We start from the raw sequence: 18,795 nt of genomic DNA on the forward strand, positions 1-18,795 counted from the left end.
CTACTACATCATTCTTTTTAATGCTCTTGCATATTTCAATACTTTACCGGCGGTCTCTAGGTCAGTGAGAGATCCTATTTCTAACAATGCAATACCTGTCAATATTTGTTGAGGCGTCACCAGCTGCCCTGTCGGTAGCTCTAATCTGTCATGGTGCATCTTGAAGTGCTCCCATTGTTCAGAAGAACTGAGTTCTCTTCCTTTTGTCATCCGCATGAGCCTCTTACACTCCGGTGGAATAGTTTTTCCCTTATCCCATTCTTTGACTGTTCTCACAGTTTTCAAACAAAGTTCAGCAGCTTGTTCGACGGATAAACCACATTCAAACTCACGAAAAATATAGTTTTTTGTCATTTCGTGATACTTCATTGAATTGTCCCTCAAAAGAGGAACATATTATAAATATCGAATATGCAACTGCATTAAACATAAGCAAATATAATGCGTACCAAGGGGTTGGAATTTAACAATTGCTAACTCTTTGATTAAGCCTTTCATAAGTGTCTGATAACCAAGCCGTAATTTTTAATTTTGCTAGTTTTAAACGTTTAAGTCATTTAAGCAAGGCGCTGATTACTTTCACGTTACCAAACCAACTGTTGTTTGTTGGCTTGATGGCACGATGCCTGTTAATCCAATGGCAGAAAAACTTCTACTCATCAAATCACTTGGTTACTTGCCCAATGATATTCGTTGGTCTGGTTTTCGTGTTTGTGAGCAACGAGCTATTATCATCACACCATCAGGTCGCGAGTTCAGCCCTAAAGAATTGGAAAGCTTTGTATTTTGGCGTGGTTTGTTGTTCGCACGAACAACTCACACCCGTCAAATCGGCAGTTCTTGAAGCGATATCCGTCTAGGACAACAGGCTTTTTATTGAACCATAAATCTCGACTTTCTATTAACAATGAGCTTGAGGTTTGATTTATCGAGTTCATGAGTGGGTTTAGGTTGTTATAAGATTGGTTGGACAACGTAGATACTCCTCAGTTTTTGGGCCAAAATATGATTTATAAATGCAATCTCATTTGCATGTAGTTTGGGTATTGAATTTACTCACTAAAATGTATTGGTTCCCTGCCCGTTGTTGGAATCCTCTTTGACAATGAGCGAAAAGACTAAGCAACCAATTAAAGCTGACTCCCTACCCATCTAACGCACTGTTAACAAAGGTACGTTTAGGATTACTGCTCCTTACTATTCCTTACATACATCAATAAGTCTCTCCTATATATTCTTTCGCTGCTCTAAATAAAACAATATAAATAAGACAAGACAGGTAGGAGAACCATCGTATGGTTATTTTCACAGCGGATTCGCTAGCATTGATGCTGGATTTATTAAAACAGGCAGATTTCAAAACGAACCATTTCTATTTTAACAATGGTCATCAGCAAGATCAGGTTGTCGGGTTAGACATCCAATATGAGGACTTTGAATGCAATGGCTCTTTTCAGCGCTTAGAGACCCGTTATCGCTTAAAGCTAACCAATGGTGAACGAGTTGAATTTTGGTTCAACCGTGGTCAAATGAAGATCAACACGATTAAAGCATCACAACCAATGACTGACATTGGTACCCCAACTCAAATTTCGCAATACAACTTCTAATTTTCTCTCTGCTTCATGCAAAAAAGCCGAACCCCATCGCCAAGGGTTCGGCTTTTTAATAGGCTTCTCACTGATCATTGGTACGTAAAACTTAACTTTCTTGAAGCCTGTCTAGGTCAATAGACATGACAAAGGTAGCGAGTCGATTGCCACTATGTAAATCATCATTAGTGTAGGTCTGAAGCTCGTCGCAAGGTTTAAGTTTTTGGCTTAATGTTTGTACATGATGCTTAGACGGGTAATACATTCCTTTCTCGAAATAATGTAATTCAAACTTCTTAGTCTCGTTTCTTCCTGGTTCTTTTTTACTGCTCCGTGTGACCATCTAGAGATGTACGGCTATTTGAACGAGAGCGTGAATCTACACTTGGCTCTGTTCCAGTCTTTCGTTGTGACGCGGTAACTACTTAGTAAAACGCTTACCCCTCCATAGACACGCATAGATGTAACTTGAAGATCATTTACATCGATTCTACTGCTTTAGATTTTATTTCTTCATACCCCTAATCCGATTGTTTTTTGATGTCGCCTTATTTTAAGGCGGGAATTTGTGTCTCGACCAAATTTTGTTCGCAAGCGCTTACTGTTCTCTAATAGCCCGGTATTCACAAGCTAAGTTCTGAAAATTTGTTGTGACGCTGTCTCTTTTAGATTTTTACAGCATAAATCACTACCCAAATTATTCGCAAATAATCGATCTGTAATTAAATTACACAATGGTTGTTTGGCATTGTTCGTCGTGGAGATTTATTCTTTTGTAACTCATTGAAATATAATCTATTTACGTTGTTTTTATGTGATTGTCATACATTCACACCAGCCTGGGGGTGTGAGGGTTAATATAAATTAGTAAAATTTTACTAATTCACTACACTAGTGGTAACGGTTGTTTTGCACTTGCTTTTGGTGACGTGGTCACGTCGGATTTTAATTGATTGGCGAGACTATTGCTGCGGGAGGACTTGATTTTCGATAGATACAAAAAAGCAGGGTCATTGCCCTGCTCTTTGGAATTTTCTTAGCTTTGTTGCTTTGCTGCGTATTCGGCTCGAATCTGCTCTGCAACAATCTTGATTGCTTCTGCTGTGCTCGTCCCTTTCGTCATCAATTCTTGGATGCGCTCAACAGCTTGTTGTTGTTCTTCGTGGGACAGAGGTGGTAAATCGTCAAACATAAAAAAGCTCCTCATTGTGAGGAGCTGACTATAACGATTCGCTTAGTAGGTCGCAAGGAAATTAATTGAAGCCCCCATTGCGTCTTCGTTAGTGTACCGTGCGGCGATATCTACTTCGATTAGATTTAACGGTGATAGTCCGATACCTGCAGTAATTGTGCCTTCGTCATCTGAACGCGCTAGGTTTTTCATGTAACCGCCACGCAGAGCTAGTTGACGCAGTACATCGATTTCGAAACCGGCACGAATCATTTGAGTGTTGTCATCGAACGTAGAAAACCTTTTCTCTTCATTCAAATCGTAGTCAACGCTAAAGCTAAAGTAGTCCGCTACGTAGCCTGCACCCACAGTGTAAAGCGGACGCATGCTGTACTCATATGAATTGATGTTGTAATTATTTCCGCCCTGAGTGAACGTAAACGCTTTTGTTTTCACATCACGACCAATCAAGTTTTTAGCTGAAATACCTAATCGGTAAGGACCGAAGAACCACAATGCACCGGCATCTAGGTTAAACATGGTTTCTGCGGTTTCATTTTCGCGAAGATCTTTGGTATCGAAAGACGCAAAACTTGTAGCGTATGAGTAAGTGTATATACGCTGCAGTTTTGGAGTGATACCAAAGGACAAGTGTTGATTCATGAAGTTAGCGTATTTCGCTAAAGAGATCCCCGCCTCCGCTACACCGATTGAAACGCCGCGAACGTAGTTTTTGTCAATGTCCGTAACGTCGTTAACTTCCGGTTGAACAAAGGATTCGGTGTAGAGCTTGCCGTAAGCGGTCGCAGATAGGAATTTGTTAGGGATACCAACAGCAACAACACCACCGATATCGAAATCCATTTTTTGACCGTTGATGCCATTCAGACCTTTTGCGATCTCTGCTGGATCTGTGAGTTTGCCGATTCTTTCGATTTCATCAATCAGACCGTTTTGGTCGTTATAATTGATACCGAAACTTGGCACGATCATGCCTGCATCATCGTTACGGCGATAGATTGCGGTCAGTGCTGGGTTAAAGAATGGCGCGGTTAGGTAAGAGGCAGATACAGTGCCCACTCCACCCATCGCATCACTGCGTGCTTCAATTGCGTAAGTTGCAGCAGAAGCAGCGCCGGAGAACAGCGCTGCAGTCATGGTGGTGGCTAAAATTTTGAATTGTGTCTTCATACTACACTTGTGTTTTCGTTCTTCCTGAACTTATATCGGCACAAATGTAATTTCTTTAGCTATTCTTCGAGAGAAACATCATAGGTTCGGCTAATAGTTTGAGCTTGCTCAACAATAATGTCACCTTGCCAACGACGACTGTTGATACTTACAGCTAAAACATAGCGATCATTTGGTATTCCCTCTAACTCTAATGAGTTTGGATAGTTCGACTCATACGTTTTTTTCCACACTTGTTCATACTGGCCTTCAACGTAATCGTAAAGCCCGACTTCAAGTTGTGGTAAAGGACAATGCGGGTTGCGTAGCGCGCTCTTTTCTACTTTCCAATTTTCTTTGGAGGTCCAACGAACATATTGTGAAGAATTTGAATCACCTAATATGACCCAAGTTCTGTAAGTGCGTTTGTCTTTTGTCGTCACAGATAGGTGGTATAAGCCAGCGTCTAGTTTACCCGTAAGGTTATAGCGCTTGAGGAAGTTACGTTCGTTGGCTAATTCCGTCCCTTGTTGTGGCTCTTCGTAGTTAAAAGAACTATCCGCCGAGATTGAGCTATCAACCCAACGACGAAAAGAAATGTCATCGATGTCGGTTGTTGCACGTAGCTTAACGACTAAGCGATAGGTATCACGCCCGGGGCTTTGTATGGTTTGACGGATAACGTTAATCCCGCTTATCCACTCCGGTAGAGTCACTCCCGTTAAAGATTTTCCACAGTCTTTTGATAGTGATTGAGCGAGCAAGTCATTAAGGTGTGGTCTTAGTTCTTTATTAGGTTCACTTTGCCAAAGTTCGACAAGAGAGTTGAACATGCCACCGAGGTCATCTTCTAAAAGATGTTGGTGTGCTTGTGTCAGCGGTGTGTTGGATTGAAACCAGTCCGTTGCATGGACTGGTTTCACTAACAGTAATGATAGAACTACAGGAAGTAGTGTTTTCATTCTTGTTCTTACGCTTTCATCTTGTAACCAACGCCGCGAAGCGTTTCGATTTCAAGACCTGGTAACTTCTGGCGAAGCTGCAGTACGTGTGTGTCTACAGTGCGTGTGGTTGGGAAATGGTTGTAACCCCATACATGGTCAAGTAGCTCATCACGAGTAAAGACACGACCTAGGTTTGATGCTAAGAACAATAACAAGTCAAACTCGGTACGAGTCAAAGTGATCATCTCCCCTTTGAAAACGACTTCGCGTGTTGCACGGTCGATTTCTAGGTCTTTAGTCATGACTTTATCGGCATTACCTTGTTCTGCTGAATCTGGTGCACGCAACTGTGCACGAATACGTGCAAATAGCTCCGCTTCAGCAAACGGTTTTGTTAAGTAATCGTTCGCGCCAGAGTCAAGACCCGCAACTTTATCTTTAACTGTCACCAGTGCAGTCAGCAGAATAACTGGGACATCTTTAATTTTTTTCCATTCAGGAAGTGATTGTACCGAATCACCATCAGGCAGTTGGCGATCGAGAATGACTAAGTCAGCCTTTTTCCATTGTGGCTCAACGTCTGAAATACGCTCCACATGTAAACACTCATATCCTGCTTGTTCCAGGCTTACTAACAGGCCGTCAGCCAAGTTTTTATCGTCCTCAACGAGAAGCAGTGTCTGTTTCACAAGGTATCTCCAATATAAAGGTTGTAGGTGGTCCCATTAGGGACATTTTTCCGCCCATGCGGCCTACCATTGATTCAACTATTGTTAATCCAAGCCCTAGTCCGCTCTTACTAACAAACGGTTTTCTTAGGTTTGCCCAATCTTTTGCAGTCAAGCTGCCGGCATCTATGACTTGGATAATGATTTTTTCTGCACTGGTTTCAACACGAAGTTCTACCGGTGCTTCGCCATACTTCAATGCGTTACGCAGCAAGTTATCGATACAGGTCCCGAGCCAATACACGTTAACTTTAGCAGCTACATCTTCATTAATTTTGAAAAGTACAGCGTTATCAAATTCTTCTTCAATCTTATATTCTAGCCATTCTGCAACGGATGGAACCCAGTCTGTTGCAAGCATTTGGTTATCAGATTGCAAATAATCTTTACTTGCTTCTGCTAACTGGCGTAATCGGCGCGTATCTTCACACAATCGACGGAATTCATCGTAGACACTTTCCGGAAGGTGTTCAAACTCTCGACGAAACCCTTCTACAGTTAGCGACAATGATGCGATCGGCGTTCTCAGTTCGTGCGTTAAAATTTGCAGAACCAACATACGGCTACGCATTTCTTCACGTTTGCTATTCCAACGATATACCGCCCAACCGATCACCAACAAAATGTTGGCGATGACGAGGATGATCATACTGATCCGCAACACTTGCGAGTGATCTTCCACATCCCAACAAATGTTGCCACGTTTTACGAAGCAGCTTCGGCTTTCTGATGCTAAACCGTAAGACAGACCGGCGTTTGCAACGTTCTCCTGCCATACGTTTTTAGCGAATACAAAATAATGGTCGCCACGGCGAAGCCACAGTTCTTTGCCTTCAATGAACATACTTGCGCCAGCGATGAGTGCATTAATTGCATCGTCATCCATGTTTTGCAGGCTAGAAAGCAGTTCATCTCCTTCATCATTACTTCTCTCTTTGATATGCATGTACTGAGCAAGTTTGTTGCGTAGCTCAGGATACTTTTCCGCATAACGCGCTGCGTATGTACCACCACCTGGGTGGATCAGACCGCTTCGAGAAAACCAACGTGGTGTAAGCTGCGTCCCTTTACATATGGCACGCGTAAACACCAAAGGTTCAGTAATTAAAGGGCTTAACGGTAATTTTCCGCGACATGTGTTCGCCAAACGGTACAACTGCTGGATGTCTTTCAGCGGGTAATCTGCGGTTTGTGGCAGCATTGAATCCGGAGAAAGCAACTTAGTTGGGTAGTTAGATTGCAGTATGCGTATATCATACGATTTAAGAGCCACTTCATAATTAAATAGCTCTGTAAATGTATCTATTCGTTCTGGTAATGAATCTGCAAATGCGGGTGCCGAAAAAAGTGGCAGCATTAGAGCAGAACGGAGCAAAAACTGTTTAATCAAACTGTTACCGTTACTTGTTATATTAGCCAGAACTATACATCAATAAACAAGCAAATGACATTAGACGGCTTAAGGATTTGCAGTACTATAACATTGAAAGAGCACAAAAAAAGGCCAGCGAATGCTGACCTTGATTAGTTTTAAAGCAACTTATTTTAAAGTGCTTTGAAAATCGCCTCGACACTTTCTTTCGCATCACCGAATAGCATTGAGGTGTTTTCTTTAAAGAACAATGGGTTCTGAACACCTGCATAGCCAGTATTCATTGAACGCTTGAATACGACTACGTTTTGCGCGTTCCAAACTTCCAATACAGGCATACCTGCAATTGGGCTATTTGGATCTTCTAGTGCTGCTGGGTTAACTGTATCGTTCGCGCCGATAACAAGAACCGTATCTGTTTCTGGGAAGTCATCGTTGATCTCGTCCATTTCTAGCACGATATCGTAAGGAACTTTAGCTTCAGCTAGCAGTACGTTCATGTGGCCAGGTAGGCGACCCGCTACTGGGTGAATACCAAAGCGAACTTCGATTCCTTGAGCGCGTAGCGTTTCAGTAATCTCGTGAACAGGGTATTGCGCTTGAGCTACTGCCATACCGTATCCCGGAGTGATGATCACTGATTTTGAGTTCTTCAGCATTTCTGCAACTTCTTCAGCAGACGTTTCACGATGCTCGCCCTGCTCTTCATCACTGGAAATCACAACTTCTTGACCAAAGCCGCCTGCAATTACACTCACGAATGAGCGGTTCATTGCTTTACACATGATGTAAGACAGGATAGCGCCTGAAGAACCAACCAGTGCACCAGTCACGATCAGAAGATCGTTTGCTAGCATGAAACCAGCCGCTGCTGCTGCCCAACCTGAGTATGAGTTCAGCATTGAAACGACTACTGGCATATCTGCACCACCGATTGATGCAACCAAATGGTAGCCGAATGCAAACGCTATTAGCGTCATGATGATCAATGCGAACATGCTGCCGTCAGCTTTTACGAAGTAAATCATAAGAAGCGTAGAAACGACGATCGCCGCAAGGTTCATTTTGTGCTTGTGAGGCAAGTTAAGTGGCGATGATGAGATGATGCCACGCAGTTTACCAAACGCTACGATAGAACCGGTAAAGGTCACTGCACCGATGAATACACCAAGGAATACTTCAACAAGGTGAATCACGTGTTCAGCGTGCATACCAGCAAGGTCAGTTGAAACTGGTGCTGGTGGCTCTAAGTAGCTGTTAAAGCCAACAAGTACTGCTGCCATACCTACAAAGCTGTGTAGAATCGCAACCAGTTCTGGCATTTCAGTCATTTCTACTTTCTTCGCGTAGTGGATACCGATACCACCACCGATCACCATTGCAATAATGATCCACGCAAAACCTTCCGCATTTGGGCTGAAGATCGTCGCGATAAGCGCGATCGCCATACCCGCAATACCGTAGTAGTTACCGTTTCTTGCCGATTCTTGTTTAGAAAGTCCCGCGAGACTCAAGATGAAAAATAGCGCAGCAATGATGTATGCCGCTTGTACTAATCCTGCAGACATTGGTTACTCCTATTATTTATCTTTGCGGAACATTTCAAGCATACGTTTGGTCACGGTAAAGCCACCAAAGATGTTAATGCTTGCAATGAGAACAGCAATGAATGATAGGAAGGTAACAACGCCATTACCCTGACCGATTTGTAGCAGTGCACCTACTACGATAATGCCCGAAATCGCGTTCGTTACAGACATTAGAGGAGTATGCAGAGCATGTGTTACGTTCCACACTACGTAGTAACCTACCACACACGCCAACACAAACACGGTGAAGTGAGACAGGAAAGCTGCTGGAGCGACAGACGCTACCCACGCAAACGCACCAACGCCTACTGCCAGTGCACCAAACTTCTTAACCGGAGACGTTGGTTCTTCAACTTTAGGTTGTGGCTTAACAGGTTCTTGTGGTTTAGCTTGTGGCTGCGCAGACACCTGAATCGGTGGTGCAGGCCAAGTAACCTCGCCTTCTTTCACTACAGTGACACCGCGAAGAACAACATCTTCAAAATCAATGTTGATGTTGCCATCTTTCTCTTTGCACAGCAGCTTTAGAAGGTTTACAAGGTTGGTCGCGTATAGCTGAGAAGATTGCGTTGGCAGTCGACCTACCATATCGGTGTAACCAACGATTTTCACGCCGTTAGCCGTTGTGATGACTTGATCTTTTACAGTGTATTCACAGTTACCGCCATTTGCTGCTGCAAGGTCAACGATAACGCTACCGGCTTTCATACTATCCACCATCTCTTTGGTGATTAGCGTCGGAGCCGGTCTACCCGGAATTAGTGCGGTGGTGATGATGATATCAACGTCTTTAGCTTGCTCTGCGTACAGCTCAGCCGCTTTTTTGTTGAACTCATCTGACATTTCTTTCGCGTAGCCGTCGCCTGAGCCCGAGTCTTCTTTGAAGTCTACAGTCAGGAACTCTGCACCCATCGATTCAACTTGCTCTTTTACTTCAGGACGAACGTCAAAAGAACGAACGATAGCACCAAGACTACCAGCAGCGCCGATCGCCGCAAGACCCGCAACACCGGCACCTGCAACCAACACTTTCGCTGGTGGAACTTTACCTGCTGCCGTAATTTGACCAGTAAAGAATCGACCAAACTCATGTGCAGCTTCAACCACGGCACGATAGCCGGCAATATTAGCCATAGAAGAAAGTGCGTCTAATGCTTGCGCACGAGAGATACGAGGAACGGCGTCCATTGCCAGAACGTTAATGTTCTTGCTAGAAAGTTGTTCCATTAACTCTGTATTTTGAGCAGGCCAGATGAAGCTTACTAGTGTTGCGCCATCTTGTAGTAATGCGATTTCGTCGATGCCTTTCTCTTCATCCACGAGCGGCGCATTGACTTTAAGGATTAAGCCTGATGTCCATACTTCTTCACTAGATACAATTTTCGCCCCTGCGGCTTCATAAGCTGCATCGTCGAAACTGGCTAGCACCCCCGCTTGAGATTCGATAGCGACATCGAACCCCAACTTAATTAACTGCTCAACCGACTTTGGTGATGCAGCTACTCGCGATTCACCTGCGAGTATTTCTCTAGGTACACCGATTTGCAAAACGCATACTCCTTGTATACATATCAATAATTAGTCCCAAAACAGAGCGTAGCTCTACTCTAATTCTTTTTTATTTCTATCTGTTTACGACGCAAGATAAATACAAACGAATGATGGTGTTTGGGGTCACCCACTTGCATAGTCACATCTTGACTAACAGCCCTGTTATTATTCTGTTTTTATCTAACGTCAATCGTGACTTCAAGTGTTTTGTAATAAAAATACTAAATTTCATTACATATAACGCCACGGAATGAATAATTCTCCACTTCGCGCTGAAAAATAACAACGATTAGCATGACTAAGCAGAGGTCTAACCAGACACACTCTAACTGCTTATTTAACAGATATTTAAGCCTAAAAAAGAAAGAGAGCCATCAGCATATACACTAATGGCTCTCTTTAAGATGATTCGTATCAAGTTGCAGTGAATTCTTAATCGAAGATCTTTTCACCCATTTGGTCAATAAACATCTGCGATTTTTTGAGCATCAGTTCATTGGCGTCTTGCTCTGAACCCAATAAATCAGAACGGATAAAACGATGTGACTTCACTTCGCCATCTAAGTCTTTTTCGATACGTCCAGCAATACGGTACTGACCGCCTTCTGAAAGGCTTTCTTGATAGATTAGGTACCCTTTGTACTCAACTGGTTCAACCGTTTTTACTTCAGCAGCTTTTTCACTGCCACCGAACAAGCGTGAAAAGAATCCCACGGTTCCTCCTTGGGGATGCCCACTATCTGTACCTTCTCTTAGATACTAATGAACATCGATTATTTTATGTTGACGTTGAGGATCGGTTTTTCGAACCAATCCAGTTCTTTGTCTTCATCATAACTGGTATGGGACAAAATTACAGGCACATCATTGTTACGATTTTTGCGTCTGTCTTCTAGGATCATTGCCGCTGCATTTTGGACTGCAATATCAACACTTTGCTTAAACTGAGCCAGCTTTCGCTCAGGAAGTGCAGAAAGAAAATCGATGTCGTGTCGAATATAAACCGGTTTTAACTGTATGAGCGCGAGACAGGCAATATCAGCGAGCTGCTCATTGTCAAACTCATCGATATACTGCTCTGAAGCAAGCACCTGTCCTACCAAAGTTTCCATGTAATTGTGTACGTCTGAACTGATCTGCATCGATTTTCTCCTTTGTTCAACACTTTGAAAGTATAGCACCCACAAGTTACATGCAACTTGTTGATTGCTCTTAATTTAATCAACCTCTCTCTTTTTGTAAGCATTGACTGTAAAATGCTTGGAAATTTCCTAAATACACGTATTCTTGTTAGTTTTGAAAGCATGTGAATTTATACTGTTCACACACGGTATTAATTGAATGCTTAATGTAACTCATTAGATATATTCAACTATTTGAAGGTAATTTGTAGTAGATGGCTTCATCTTTAATGACCTCCCCAGGCTTTAGGTTTCTATTCCCAATTTTGTTATTGGGTATGGTCAGCGTGGGTATGGATAGCATTATTCAGATGACTCAGTCGAACTGGGGAATCGCTGCAAACTTGCCGTATATTTTGCTCGGCTGTGCGCTACTAATGTGTTACTCGTTCAAGCAAGGTCGCGAGTCCATGGTGTGTATCGCGATGCTCCTCGCTTATTTTGTGATTCAGCACCGCTTACAAGTACCACTTCAAACTGGCACAGCTCTTTTAGAGCTTACCATCCTCGCAAGTTTGCTTCCTGTGTCTTTCTTAGCTGTTTTTCTCTTCAATAAAGAAGGCTTCGATTCACGAGCAACCCTAACGTACATGTTGATGTTGATCCTGTTTGTGTTTTGGTCTTACGTAACATTGACGTATTACGTCGAAGGCGGCTTTGAACAGTGGACTAATGGTATCTTGTTTATCGTACCGAGTATCTCCAAGCTTCCTTTGGTCTTGGTGCTTTACTGCATTGGCATTGTTTGTTTTCTTGGAATCTTAGTGCTTAAGAAGAACAAGATCATCCATGCAATGACCTATTCTGCAATGGTTCTGGCATCAGCAACGTTTATTTTCTTCGATGTTCAATACATATCAAGCACCATGTTCACGCTAACTGGACTGTTGATCATCATCTATTCAACATCAGCAAGTCATCAACTGGCATTTACTGACAGTCTGACACTCATCCCAAGTCGTCGTGCATTAGATTTAGACTTAAAACATATGGGGCGAAAGTTCACCATTGCGATGCTCGATGTGGATCATTTTAAGAAATTCAATGACACCTATGGGCATGATACTGGTGATGATGTATTGAAGATGGTGGCTTCTCGCCTAATGAAAACCCAGGGCGGCGCCAAGGTATACCGCTTTGGTGGAGAAGAGTTCACGATCGTTTTCAAAGGCAAGTACACCGAAGATTGCGAAACGCATGTGGAAGAAGTTCGCGAACTGATTGCACAATATGAAATGATTCTACGCGATCAAGACAACCGTCCTGAAGATAACAAACAAGGTCGTAAAAAACGTGGTAATGCCGTTCCGAAGAAGAAAACCGTGTCAGTAACGGCAAGTTTTGGTGTGGCAGACAGCCGCAGTGCTCGCAATCCTGCTGATGTTATTAAGTTAGCGGATGACGCCTTGTACAAGGCGAAAAAAGCAGGCAGAAACTGCGTTAGGTTCTGCCACGCTTAATCCGTATTACATCAATGTACGGACATTATGCTTGGTTGAAGAAAAGCACCAAGCTTCCCCCCTTGAATGCACTACCATAGTTCAGGCTCATCCCCACACCGATGTTAACGACAAACGGAATTTTGACTGGAGGAGTCATCAACCAGCCCATACTTGCTTCATAGTAGTGGTCTGTGTTTAACGGCTTTTTCGTGTCTCCACCAATGTCTACACGATTAAAACTGGTATAAAACGATTGGACCATATTTTGCCAAATAGCCAACCGATGGAAGACTTTCACGCCATTGACCCAGTACCAACCTTCGGGATTAATAGCATCATCTCCCTTCCCTAGATTGATGCCAAAACCATTGAAATAGTGCGGTGAGGACCAAAAGTACCACTGTCCAAAATGACCGTAAGGGCTGTATTTTACAGTCGCGTTAAGTTCACCAACCATAGCTACAGAGCTCGTGTTGACATAAACGCCATCAATCTGGTCTCTATAGTCTTCTAATGTATCACTCCGGTACGCATAATTATTTTGGTAATACATGACGTGTGTACCTGCCGCCGCGCTTAACGTTACATTTCGGTTGAGATACGCTTCCTGTTCGACTTCTAAGTAGCCACCAAAAGTCAACTCATCCATTTCGTCGGGTGTACTCGACTCAAATGCGGATATTTTTTGTTGAGCAGACAGTAAATACCCCCTTCCATTTACCTTAGTTTGATAAGGAGAATAACGATAATGGTTAACGGGAACACTGAATGGCAAAGACATCACAGAGACTTTTTTTCGTAAATCGACGGATTCACTGTCACCCAACAATTCATCATCAAGGTTAAGGAACTCATTAGGGTCGAAGTTTGAAAATCCAAACGTGAAAACGTCGCTGTCAGAAAGCACAATGCTGGATGCAAAGTTATAATCGAACTCTTTTTGAAGTTGTTTTTGAACCGTACTGGAATAAGAAGAAGTAGAGGCGAAAACCATCGCCAGACAAGCCAACTTACGCATAACTCTTATGTGTTTGCTATCGCCGTTCCATGACTTGGTTTATGTGCTTATGTTCCTATTAAGCAAAATGGGGCGCGATTTTGGCTTGGAGAAGAAATAAATGCAAATGTTTTCTTTATGCCTAGGAGCGGTTGCGTTTTCAAGCGGTTTTATGCTGGTTTATTAAGCAGTATTTGTTTGGAAGGCTAAACGACACAGTCCTTGCCTCGCCTAAAATAATTTTGACTATACCCAAGTGACTTCAAGATGCAGGATTCAGAGCGTTGTCATTGATTCGAGAGCAAGGAAAGCAACGCAGTGTAATAGCCAGCTCTTTCCAAGTTGTTTGACGCAGCAATCGGGTCAATGACACGCTCCCAAAGGGCGAGCTGCCTTGGCTTGTATACTTTGTTGTCGATTCTTGATTTAGACCCACTAAACCTTTAAATCGCCGCCGCGTCTACAAACCAAGTCAGTCTCGCTGAACCTAGCATCTCGAGGTTACTTGGGTATAGGCGTCCCTCATCCGAACAAAATTCAACCGCGAGAGATAGACTGACTCTACTCTTGATTAAAGAACAAAACCAAACTGCCGCCTTTGAGTGCGCTGCCGTAGTTGATCGTCAGACCTAGTCCGACATTGTCAATCCAATCGGATTTGAATGGCGGTGTCATCAACCAGCCGACGCTTGCTTCATAATAGTGTGAAGTATTCATCGGTTTACTGGTATCGCCACCTACGTCTACTCGATTGAAGCTTGTATAAACAGACTGAACCGTGCGACCTACCTTAGTAAAATCATAGAAAAGCTTTACGCCATTGACCCAGTACCAGCCCTCAGGGTTACCCACATCGCCATTATTACCTTCGCCCCAGCCTGCACCGTAAAAATAATGCGGCGAAGACCAAACGTACCATTTCCCCCACTTTTCATTTTCTAAGTATTTGAGCTCAGCATTAACTTCACCAACCAATGCCCACGCATCGGTATTGAGGTAAATGCCTTCTAGATAGGGCTTCAAGTTATCGAGAGCATCGCTACGGTAATCATAGTCGTTGCGATAATACATAAAATGGGCACCTGCTGCGGTGCTTAGCGTGAGGTGTTCAGAGAGAGTGTCTTGACGTTGGAGTTCATTGTACGCGCCAAGAATCAATTCTTTGTTTCGGTCAGGTCTTTTATCATCGTTTACCGTGACATTTTGATCAATACTAAGTGCGTACAACCTGCCTTTTAAGTTATATCGAGCCTTCGTTTGTTCTTTGTCAGTCAGTGAAAGGTGATAAGGTAGCGTCGAAATTGCGACCTGTTTTCTCAAATCAATCGAATCTTGGGTACCAATATCCTCATTGTCGATATTTAGGTATTTGTTTGGGTCAAAATCGTGAAATCCTAACGTAAACACATCACTATCGGATAAGACAATGCCAATTGCGAAATTACGCTCAAACTCTTTTTGTAAGGTTTGCTGTACTTGCGCTGAATTTGCAAAAGTAATAGTCGAAATAAGTGACAATGTCACTAATGTATATCTCATTCTATCGTATTGATTTAACTTGCATTTACTACAGTATACGTATTGCGACCTAGCGACTTTGATGTGTAAAGTGCTCTATCTGCAGTCGCATATAATTCAGCGACATTATCCTTACCTGTTGGTTGAAATGCAAACACACCTTGTGACACAGTCACTCTGTTTGCAACGCTAGAGTATGCATGTGGGTAATCTAAGAAGTACATCGCTTCTTGGATTCGCTCCGCCTCTCTTTCTGCGGTCTGGGCGTCTGTACTATTCAGTAAAATGACAAACTCTTCACCGCCGTAACGACCTACATATTCTCCTGAACGGCAGAATGTCGCTTTGAGTTGGTTTGCGATTGCTTGTAAGCATCGATCCCCTTCTATATGACCGTAGTTGTCATTAAATGGCTTAAAGAAGTCTACATCGAGAAGAATTAACGCCATCGGCATATGATGGCGACCATGCCACGCGATCATGGTTTCAAGTTTATGATCGATATAGCGTCGATTATACAGCTTTGTTAAACCATCTTCGTTCGCCTGTTGCTGCAGACGTGAATTCATTTCTTCAAGTTGCGCGGTTGCTTGCTTCAATTCACGACGCATGTGGGCAATACGCTGCATTGCCATAAGTTTGGAATTGAGCACCAATTTGTCGACCGGCTTTATCAAATAGTCATCACCACCCGCCTCTATCGCTTTCGCGATCATTTCTGGCTCTTCATGACTACTTAAGAAGATAATAGGAATCCAATCCGGGAAGGTTTCTCTGATATGAAGCGACACTTCGAAGCCATTCATGTCGGGCATCGCAATGTCGAGCAATACGAGCTCTGGGTCGAAGCTTTCATAGGTATTGAGTGCTTCCAGCCCGCTTCCAACGGCTTTAACTATATGACCTTGTTGTTTTAATCGGATAGCCAACTGCATTCGGTCTAGTTGAACATCATCAACTAACAGAATGCGCATCGATGTCCCTGTCGGTTGCATAGCGCGTTCCATTCTTTTATCAGTCTTTATTAAACATATATCATACTCACAGACTTGTTGCATTACGCGACAAATTTAGTGCTATATTTTTTTGTTGAACGGTCACGTAATCAAATAGTTCTTATGGTAGCTATTTGATGCATTTGGTATTAATATTCCCGCCTTTTGTAACGAGAGCCACTGTAATCTGGTTACACTATGCACTAAAAGTAATGTGCGCACTTATGTACTAACAGGACTTACCATGTCAGAAGCAACTAACAACGAAAGTAAAAAAATCGATCTAGAAACTATTTCTCCAGAACTGCGCAAAGTTATCGAGTTTGACGAAGTTCCTGAGCAAATGTTCGAGATGGTTACCTCTATCCATGAAGTGTCTGAAGAAGCTGTTCGTGCATCTTGGGATGAAATGCCAGCGAGTGCACAAAACATTCTGGACAACTTCGAGCAATTCCACGCTCTAGTATCTGTTGGTCAAGCTTTTGCTGGCCTAAATGTAATGGAAGAATTCCCGACACTAAATCTGCCAGAAAACATGACAGATGAAGACAAAGAAGACTACCGTGCTCAACTGCTAGACAATGTTCTACACAACTGCGTGAAAGACATGGTTAAGCAACTTAAGAAAGCACGTCGCGATCCTCTTCTTAAACGTGAATTCAAAGAAGTATTCGTGAAGTAATTCCGAAACTCTTCAAAATAAAGGCCGCATCTGCGGCCTTTTGTGTATTTGAGGTTCTGGTAATCAGTGATGAGCTAACGCAATATCTCGTTGTGTAACACTTACGCCTTTTATCTGAGCGTAGACGGCATCGCCGACTTTTAGGTTCAAATCGTCCAATGCCCATGGCGTAATCGTTGCCCACAAATGGCACTCTTCATCTAGTGTGAGCGAAACGGTAATACTTTGCTTGTCTTCACCTGTATTCAGCTCTTCTATGGAAGCAACTGTTGCGGCTAAGACGTTACGAATAGAGGTGCCAACAGGCTTGTCTAATGCAATAGAAACATCGTTCGCACGTACTTGAAGACGAATTGGCGTATTAGGTTCACCATCCACCTTTTGAACCCACAGACAAGCTCTTGGTGCGAGCTTCACACACGTCAACGCGTATTTCTCGTGATGAGTCGCGATCTTTCCTTCAAACAAGCTACTGTGGTCCGAGAATGACTGCCAAGGACGCATGGCATGAGAAGCCCACACATCTTCTAACTTGCCAGACGTCATGATTCGCCCCTTGTCTAGAATCGACAGGTGCTGCGCTAAACGTAAGATTTCTTGCAAGCTATGCGTAACGTATACGATTGGAATATTGACTTGCTCAGACAGCTCTTCCAAAAATGGCATTACTTCACGCTTACGCGGCATATCTAGAGACGCCAAAGGTTCATCCATCAAAAGTAGATTAGGCTTGGAAAGAAGCGCTCTTGCAATAGCGACACGTTGCTTTTCACCACCGGATAAAGAGATTGGAAAGCGTTTCAGTAGCGGCTTAATAGCGAGCAGTTCTGTCACCTTATCAAAATAATCTTCATCTTTTTCCACGACACCGTAGAGTAAATTGCCTTTCACTGAGTAATGCGGGAATAAACGCGAGTCTTGGAAGACATAACCGATTCTGCGTTTATGCGTGGGTAAATTAATGCCAACATCGCTATCGAAAAGAACATGTTCCCCAATGGACACTTTGCCTTGTTGGGGTGTGACCAATCCGCTAATCACATTGATTAACGTTGTTTTTCCTGCTCCTGAGCGACCAAATAAGGCACTTATTCCGTTACCCGGTAACGTCAGATCAATGTCAAAGTCAGTTTCGCCAAGTAATTGTTTAAATTGAATTTTGATACTCATCGCTTAGCTCCCAAACGTGAAGCCGCTTTACGATTTAACCATTCAGAGATCATTAAGGTCGACAGTGCTAAAGCAATGGAAATAACGCACAAACGAGCAGCTTCTATCTCTGCTCCTGGCGTTTCTATGAAGTTGTACATCGCCAAAGGAATGGTTTGGGTTTCGCCTGGTATGTTAGAAACAAAGCTGATTGTGGCACCAAATTCACCAAGGCTACGGGCAAAAGACAACATCGTTCCGGTAATAATTCCGGGAATGGTTAAAGGCAATGTGATCGTAAAAAACACCTTCAAAGGTGATGCGCCTAACGTCGATGCGGCATGCTCAAGTTTTGGGTCAACATTATCTAAACTCAGACGGACGGAACGCACCATTAAAGGTAGAGCTACAACAACACAAGCAACCACCGCTCCCTTCCAGTTGAAGCTAAATACCAAACCAAAATGTTCATATAGCCAATTCCCCCAAAAGCCTTGACGACCAAGCGAGATCAGCAATAGATAACCAATTACCACTGGCGGTAAAACCAATGGCAGATGGATCAAGCTGTCTAGAATAGACTTCCCGATAAACTCTTTTCGTGAAAGTAACCAAGCAAGAGCAATTCCCAAAGGAATCAACCATAGGACAGCATATGCTCCAACTTTAAGGCTCAGTATTAAGGCTTGGTATTCAAGTTCTGTCACTCTGTGC

At 43.1% G+C, this 18,795-nt stretch carries 18 protein-coding genes and 1 pseudogene; 4 read left to right on the forward strand and 15 right to left on the reverse strand.

The genetic code is table 11. The annotated features are described in order from the left end of the window. Nucleotides 1-3 precede the first annotated feature (3 nt). Nucleotides 4-369 (reverse strand): regulator, encoded by a 366-nt coding sequence (locus tag NL647_RS04125; RefSeq protein ID WP_253649687.1) that lies wholly within the window; start codon nucleotides 367-369, stop codon nucleotides 4-6. Nucleotides 370-547: 178 nt separating this feature from the next. On the opposite strand from NL647_RS04125, the pseudogene NL647_RS04130 reads away from it, so the two are divergent. Both NL647_RS04130 and NL647_RS04135 read left to right on the forward strand, forming a co-directional pair. Beyond that, nucleotides 548-793, forward strand: a pseudogene (locus NL647_RS04130) (phage protein); the annotation flags it as partial. A 502-nt stretch (nucleotides 794-1,295) separates the two neighbouring features. Beyond that, on the forward strand, nucleotides 1,296-1,610 hold the full coding sequence (locus NL647_RS04135) for a hypothetical protein (protein ID WP_005451803.1): 315 nt from the start codon (nucleotides 1,296-1,298) through the stop codon (nucleotides 1,608-1,610). 1,018 nt (nucleotides 1,611-2,628) lie between these two features. On the opposite strand, the gene NL647_RS04140 is transcribed toward NL647_RS04135, so the two are convergent. The 9 genes from NL647_RS04140 to NL647_RS04180 all read right to left on the reverse strand — a co-directional run bounded on the left by NL647_RS04140 (nucleotide 2,629) and on the right by NL647_RS04180 (nucleotide 11,259). Further along, entirely contained in the window at nucleotides 2,629-2,784 is a 156-nt protein-coding gene (locus NL647_RS04140; protein ID WP_005446846.1) for a YoaH family protein, read from the reverse strand. Nucleotides 2,785-2,826: 42 nt separating this feature from the next. Continuing rightward, nucleotides 2,827-3,954 carry a conjugal transfer protein TraF gene (locus tag NL647_RS04145; RefSeq protein WP_253649688.1) on the reverse strand — a complete coding sequence of 376 codons (1,128 nt, stop codon included), beginning with the start codon at nucleotides 3,952-3,954 and terminating at the stop codon, nucleotides 2,827-2,829. Nucleotides 3,955-4,013: 59 nt separating this feature from the next. Beyond that, complete coding sequence (locus NL647_RS04150) at nucleotides 4,014-4,895, reverse strand: DUF2861 family protein (protein ID WP_005446850.1); 882 nt, start codon at nucleotides 4,893-4,895, stop codon at nucleotides 4,014-4,016. A gap of 8 nt (nucleotides 4,896-4,903) precedes the next feature. Continuing rightward, nucleotides 4,904-5,566 carry a response regulator transcription factor VxrB gene (gene vxrB / locus NL647_RS04155; protein ID WP_005446851.1) on the reverse strand — a complete coding sequence of 221 codons (663 nt, stop codon included), beginning with the start codon at nucleotides 5,564-5,566 and terminating at the stop codon, nucleotides 4,904-4,906. Continuing rightward, the gene (gene vxrA / locus NL647_RS04160) at nucleotides 5,541-6,962 is read right to left on the reverse strand and encodes a sensor histidine kinase VxrA (RefSeq protein WP_301182665.1); all 1,422 of its coding nucleotides are present in this window, start codon (nucleotides 6,960-6,962) and stop codon (nucleotides 5,541-5,543) included. Before vxrA ends, vxrB begins: the two co-directional genes overlap by 26 nt. Before the next feature lie 188 nt (nucleotides 6,963-7,150). Next, complete coding sequence (pntB, locus tag NL647_RS04165; RefSeq protein ID WP_005446861.1) at nucleotides 7,151-8,545, reverse strand: Re/Si-specific NAD(P)(+) transhydrogenase subunit beta; 1,395 nt, start codon at nucleotides 8,543-8,545, stop codon at nucleotides 7,151-7,153. Nucleotides 8,546-8,557: 12 nt separating this feature from the next. Then, nucleotides 8,558-10,114, reverse strand: a complete 1,557-nt coding sequence (locus tag NL647_RS04170) for a Re/Si-specific NAD(P)(+) transhydrogenase subunit alpha (RefSeq protein WP_061066423.1) — start codon at nucleotides 10,112-10,114, stop codon at nucleotides 8,558-8,560. Between the two features lie 435 nt (nucleotides 10,115-10,549). Next, nucleotides 10,550-10,831 carry an HlyU family transcriptional regulator gene (locus NL647_RS04175; RefSeq protein ID WP_061066424.1) on the reverse strand — a complete coding sequence of 94 codons (282 nt, stop codon included), beginning with the start codon at nucleotides 10,829-10,831 and terminating at the stop codon, nucleotides 10,550-10,552. A gap of 59 nt (nucleotides 10,832-10,890) precedes the next feature. Then, nucleotides 10,891-11,259 carry a late competence development ComFB family protein gene (locus tag NL647_RS04180; protein ID WP_005446871.1) on the reverse strand — a complete coding sequence of 123 codons (369 nt, stop codon included), beginning with the start codon at nucleotides 11,257-11,259 and terminating at the stop codon, nucleotides 10,891-10,893. 254 nt (nucleotides 11,260-11,513) lie between these two features. Between NL647_RS04180 and NL647_RS04185 the strand changes: the two genes are divergently transcribed. Next, on the forward strand, nucleotides 11,514-12,758 hold the full coding sequence (locus NL647_RS04185; RefSeq protein ID WP_005446873.1) for a GGDEF domain-containing protein: 1,245 nt from the start codon (nucleotides 11,514-11,516) through the stop codon (nucleotides 12,756-12,758). Nucleotides 12,759-12,783: 25 nt separating this feature from the next. Here NL647_RS04185 and NL647_RS04190 read toward each other — a convergent pair whose 3' ends face one another. From NL647_RS04190 to NL647_RS04200, 3 genes are all read right to left on the reverse strand, one after another. Continuing rightward, nucleotides 12,784-13,758, reverse strand: a complete 975-nt coding sequence (locus NL647_RS04190; RefSeq protein WP_050938536.1) for a Solitary outer membrane autotransporter beta-barrel domain — start codon at nucleotides 13,756-13,758, stop codon at nucleotides 12,784-12,786. 540 nt (nucleotides 13,759-14,298) lie between these two features. Then, nucleotides 14,299-15,276, reverse strand: a complete 978-nt coding sequence (locus tag NL647_RS04195; RefSeq protein ID WP_253649689.1) for a Solitary outer membrane autotransporter beta-barrel domain — start codon at nucleotides 15,274-15,276, stop codon at nucleotides 14,299-14,301. A 14-nt stretch (nucleotides 15,277-15,290) separates the two neighbouring features. Continuing rightward, nucleotides 15,291-16,250 carry a diguanylate cyclase gene (locus NL647_RS04200; RefSeq protein ID WP_005446879.1) on the reverse strand — a complete coding sequence of 320 codons (960 nt, stop codon included), beginning with the start codon at nucleotides 16,248-16,250 and terminating at the stop codon, nucleotides 15,291-15,293. Nucleotides 16,251-16,494: 244 nt separating this feature from the next. On the opposite strand from NL647_RS04200, the gene NL647_RS04205 reads away from it, so the two are divergent. Continuing rightward, on the forward strand, nucleotides 16,495-16,932 hold the full coding sequence (locus tag NL647_RS04205; protein ID WP_005446880.1) for a DUF3069 domain-containing protein: 438 nt from the start codon (nucleotides 16,495-16,497) through the stop codon (nucleotides 16,930-16,932). A 63-nt stretch (nucleotides 16,933-16,995) separates the two neighbouring features. On the opposite strand, the gene modC is transcribed toward NL647_RS04205, so the two are convergent. Both modC and modB read right to left on the reverse strand, forming a co-directional pair. Further along, the gene (gene modC, locus NL647_RS04210) at nucleotides 16,996-18,102 is read right to left on the reverse strand and encodes a molybdenum ABC transporter ATP-binding protein ModC (RefSeq protein ID WP_253649690.1); all 1,107 of its coding nucleotides are present in this window, start codon (nucleotides 18,100-18,102) and stop codon (nucleotides 16,996-16,998) included. Next, nucleotides 18,099-18,788: a molybdate ABC transporter permease subunit gene (gene modB, locus NL647_RS04215; RefSeq protein ID WP_047515810.1), complete on the reverse strand. Its 690-nt coding sequence runs from the start codon at nucleotides 18,786-18,788 to the stop codon at nucleotides 18,099-18,101. Before modB ends, modC begins: the two co-directional genes overlap by 4 nt. Nucleotides 18,789-18,795: the final 7 nt, after the last annotated feature.

This window comes from Vibrio sp. Y29_XK_CS5 (assembly GCF_024181835.1).
Lineage (GTDB): Bacteria > Pseudomonadota > Gammaproteobacteria > Enterobacterales > Vibrionaceae > Vibrio > Vibrio harveyi.

What these genes read in the sequence shown, in the direction of transcription:
- NL647_RS04125 (WP_253649687.1), bottom strand. Translation starts at nt 369, where the DNA reads ATGAAGTATCACGAAATGACAAAAAACTATATTTTTCGTGAGTTTGAA.
- NL647_RS04135 (WP_005451803.1), top strand. Translation starts at nt 1,296, where the DNA reads ATGGTTATTTTCACAGCGGATTCGCTAGCATTGATGCTGGATTTATTA.
- NL647_RS04140 (WP_005446846.1), bottom strand. Translation starts at nt 2,784, where the DNA reads ATGTTTGACGATTTACCACCTCTGTCCCACGAAGAACAACAACAAGCT.
- NL647_RS04145 (WP_253649688.1), bottom strand. Translation starts at nt 3,954, where the DNA reads ATGAAGACACAATTCAAAATTTTAGCCACCACCATGACTGCAGCGCTG.
- NL647_RS04150 (WP_005446850.1), bottom strand. Translation starts at nt 4,895, where the DNA reads ATGAAAACACTACTTCCTGTAGTTCTATCATTACTGTTAGTGAAACCA.
- vxrA (WP_301182665.1), bottom strand. Translation starts at nt 6,962, where the DNA reads ATGCTGCCACTTTTTTCGGCACCCGCATTTGCAGATTCATTACCAGAA.
- pntB (WP_005446861.1), bottom strand. Translation starts at nt 8,545, where the DNA reads ATGTCTGCAGGATTAGTACAAGCGGCATACATCATTGCTGCGCTATTT.
- NL647_RS04180 (WP_005446871.1), bottom strand. Translation starts at nt 11,259, where the DNA reads ATGCAGATCAGTTCAGACGTACACAATTACATGGAAACTTTGGTAGGA.
- NL647_RS04185 (WP_005446873.1), top strand. Translation starts at nt 11,514, where the DNA reads ATGGCTTCATCTTTAATGACCTCCCCAGGCTTTAGGTTTCTATTCCCA.
- NL647_RS04190 (WP_050938536.1), bottom strand. Translation starts at nt 13,758, where the DNA reads ATGCGTAAGTTGGCTTGTCTGGCGATGGTTTTCGCCTCTACTTCTTCT.
- NL647_RS04195 (WP_253649689.1), bottom strand. Translation starts at nt 15,276, where the DNA reads ATGAGATATACATTAGTGACATTGTCACTTATTTCGACTATTACTTTT.
- NL647_RS04200 (WP_005446879.1), bottom strand. Translation starts at nt 16,250, where the DNA reads ATGCAACCGACAGGGACATCGATGCGCATTCTGTTAGTTGATGATGTT.
- NL647_RS04205 (WP_005446880.1), top strand. Translation starts at nt 16,495, where the DNA reads ATGTCAGAAGCAACTAACAACGAAAGTAAAAAAATCGATCTAGAAACT.
- modC (WP_253649690.1), bottom strand. Translation starts at nt 18,102, where the DNA reads ATGAGTATCAAAATTCAATTTAAACAATTACTTGGCGAAACTGACTTT.